4 protein-coding genes are annotated in these 2,960 nt (G+C 44.9%); all 4 read left to right on the plus strand.

The window, feature by feature from the left end:
- A partial coding sequence (locus tag B4H32_RS11780) for a transglycosylase SLT domain-containing protein (RefSeq protein WP_286803215.1) occupies positions 1-705 on the plus strand: 705 nt, incomplete at its 5' end.
- Between the two features lie 73 nt (positions 706-778).
- Positions 779-1,417: a ribonuclease T2 family protein gene (locus tag B4H32_RS11785; protein WP_004680512.1), complete on the plus strand. Its 639-nt coding sequence runs from the start codon at positions 779-781 to the stop codon at positions 1,415-1,417.
- Between the two features lie 169 nt (positions 1,418-1,586).
- A complete protein-coding gene (locus tag B4H32_RS11790; RefSeq protein ID WP_004680510.1) occupies positions 1,587-2,573 on the plus strand; it encodes a malate dehydrogenase in 987 nt (328 codons plus the stop codon).
- Between the two features lie 157 nt (positions 2,574-2,730).
- Positions 2,731-2,960 (plus strand): DUF2789 family protein (locus tag B4H32_RS11795; RefSeq protein ID WP_286803218.1); only part of this gene is annotated, 230 nt, incomplete at its 3' end.

A 2,960-nucleotide genomic window follows, 5' to 3' on the forward strand; every position in this document is an offset into this window, starting at 1 on the left:
CTTCGGGATGTGAATGCGCCAGCAAACTACATCAACAGGGAATGGAACTGGGCGGTTCGTCAGGCCTACTTGCAGCAGGATGATGGAATGTTGCTGGCCGCGGCAAAACGTGCACATGACATGGGTTGGTATGATCGGGCAATCTATGCGGCTGACCGTACCATCAACAAGCATAACGACACCTACCGTTTTCCAACACCGCACCGTAGCAATGTCACCAGCCATAGTTACAATGCTGGTATTGATCCTGCCTGGGCGTATGGTTTAATGCGTCAGGAAAGCCGATTTGTAACAACAGCGCGTTCCAATGTTGGAGCGGGTGGCTTGATGCAGATCATGCCAAACACGGCCAAGTTGGTTGCCCGCCAAATGGGGGAAACCTATAACCCAGCCGCACTGAGCGAAATGAATACCAATATTCGCTATGGCACCTATTACTTGTCCATGATTCAAAGCCAGCTCAGTGGCAATGCGGTACTGGCAACAGCAGGTTATAACGCTGGTCCAAATCGGGCAAGACGCTGGCAGCCAGATTTCCAGAGCATGGCGGCAGACCAGTACACAGAAAGCATTCCATTATTGGAAACACGTGATTACGTCAAGCATGTCATGACCAATGCAACACATTATGGCGTGGTACTAGGGCAGGGTGCGCAATCCTTGCAGAAACGCATGAATATCATTCCTGTGCGCAATGAACCCTAGAACACGAGATGTTTAATTTGAAACAATGAAGTTTTTGTATTTGATGAAATTGAAAAAAATATTCAAGCGATCAATGTTGTTAACCTTGCAGAGCCTGTTCTGCTACTTGGTTCTATCATTCAGTGCGCCATTATATGCAGCAGATAATAACGATCTGGTGGGTTATGTCATGCATATACAAATGACGCCTGCGGCTTGTGAATTGGATACATCGAAGCAGAAACAGCGAAAATGTCTGGAGGGTTATTCACTAACCATCTCTAGTCTGCTGCCAGAAGTGCCTGTCAATAAAAACTGTGAAACCAAGACTTCAGCAAAACTAAGCCCATTGCAGGCAAGAGTTGTCGCACGGGTTATGCCTGATGAAAACGCACGGGTTCAACTTTGGCAAAATGTTGGCGGCTGTGTCCCTATGAATGCCAGTCAGTATTTCAGGACGGTGATCAACTTTGCCGAGCGCCTGAAAATTCCTGCCGACCTGACAAGTCCAAATACCATTAAGGTGCAAAAGGAAAACCTGCGTCAGCAATTTGCCAAGCTCAATCCATCCCTGCCACCAAACGGAATCCGTTTTAGCTGTCAGGCTTCCAGATTCGATTTCATCCTGACGGAAATCCGTGTGTGTTACCAGAAAAATGGGCAATACAAACAATGTGCAAGCCATATTGTCACGGGCTGTCCAAACGAATTTACCATCAAGGGCAGCTATTAGGCATTTTTTTCTAGCTTAATTTGTATTTTCTATCAGACTTTTGTTGAAATCCATTCTCTTTCACATGCATCTATGTTCGCTTTAGAGTACAATCTTTGCCGTCTATGATAATTCGGTTGAATAACAAGAAAATTCAATCGTGCTAACGCATCTCACTGGAGAATATCACATGAAGCAACCCGTTCGTGTTGCCGTTACAGGCGCTGCTGGTCAAATTGGTTATAGCTTACTATTCCGTATAGCAAGCGGTGAAATGTTAGGTAAAGATCAACCAGTCATTCTGCAATTGCTTGAAGTTCCTGTTGAAAAAGCTCAACAAGCGCTTAAAGGCGTAATGATGGAACTTGATGACTGTGCTTTCCCATTATTGGCAGGCATGATCGGGACTGATGATCCAAAGGTTGCATTTAAAGATGCAGACTATGCGTTGTTGGTAGGTTCTCGTCCACGTGGCCCTGGTATGGAACGTGCTGACCTGTTGAAAGTAAATGGCGAAATCTTCATCGGTCAAGGTCAGGCTTTAAACGAAGTTGCCAGCCGTAACGTTAAGGTATTGGTTGTAGGTAACCCTGCAAACACCAACGCTTATATCGCGATGAAATCTGCTCCAGACCTTCCAGCGAAAAACTTCACCGCAATGTTGCGTCTTGACCATAACCGTGCGTTGACCCAGATCGCTCAGAAAGCGGGTGTTGCGGTTGCTGACATCGAGAAATTGACAGTTTGGGGTAACCACTCTCCAACAATGTATGCTGACTACCGTTTTGCAACTGCAAATGGCGAAAGCTTGAAAGACAAGATCAACGATGCGGAATGGAATAAAGATGTATTCCTTCCAACTGTTGGTAAACGTGGTGCTGCGATTATCGAAGCGCGTGGTTTGTCTTCAGCTGCTTCAGCTGCCAACGCTGCAATAGACCATATGCGTGACTGGGCGTTGGGTACAAATGGCAAATGGGTAACTATGGGTATTCCATCTGACGGTTCTTACGGTATCCCTGAAGGCGTAATGTACGGTGTGCCAGTGACTTGTGAAAATGGCGAGTACACCCGTGTTGAAGGTCTTGAAATTGATGAGTTCAGCCGTGAACGTATGTACAAGACACTTCAGGAACTTGAAGAAGAACGTGCGGCAATTGCTGACATGCTAAAATAATTTATCTTTTTGATAAATTGAAAGCACTCTCCAAGAGAGTGCTTTTTTTGTTGCGATAAAAAACAAAAAACAACAAGAAAATATAGACATACCTCTCCATGTAATCAGTATTTGCTGGTAGATTATTTTGATCTGGATAATGATGTGGAGAATAACAATGTTTGAACAACAACCAACGCTTAAGCTTTTATTTGAACAACTGGGACTTGAGGCGGATGAAGCCTCAATTGAAAGTTTTGTAAAAACCCATCAGCTTGGGGCTGATCAAAAACTACATGAGGCTGAGTTCTGGAGTGCTGGCCAGCGTGATTTCCTAAAAAGCCATTGGGATAAAGATGACGACTGGGCCATTGTGATTGATGAGTTGAATCAGCAACTGCATTTAGA

Source organism: Acinetobacter sp. UBA2063, assembly GCF_002333245.1.
Classification (GTDB): Bacteria; Pseudomonadota; Gammaproteobacteria; order Pseudomonadales; family Moraxellaceae; genus Acinetobacter; species Acinetobacter parvus.

What these genes read in the sequence shown, in the direction of transcription:
- B4H32_RS11785 (WP_004680512.1), top strand. Translation starts at nt 779, where the DNA reads ATGTTGTTAACCTTGCAGAGCCTGTTCTGCTACTTGGTTCTATCATTC.
- B4H32_RS11790 (WP_004680510.1), top strand. Translation starts at nt 1,587, where the DNA reads ATGAAGCAACCCGTTCGTGTTGCCGTTACAGGCGCTGCTGGTCAAATT.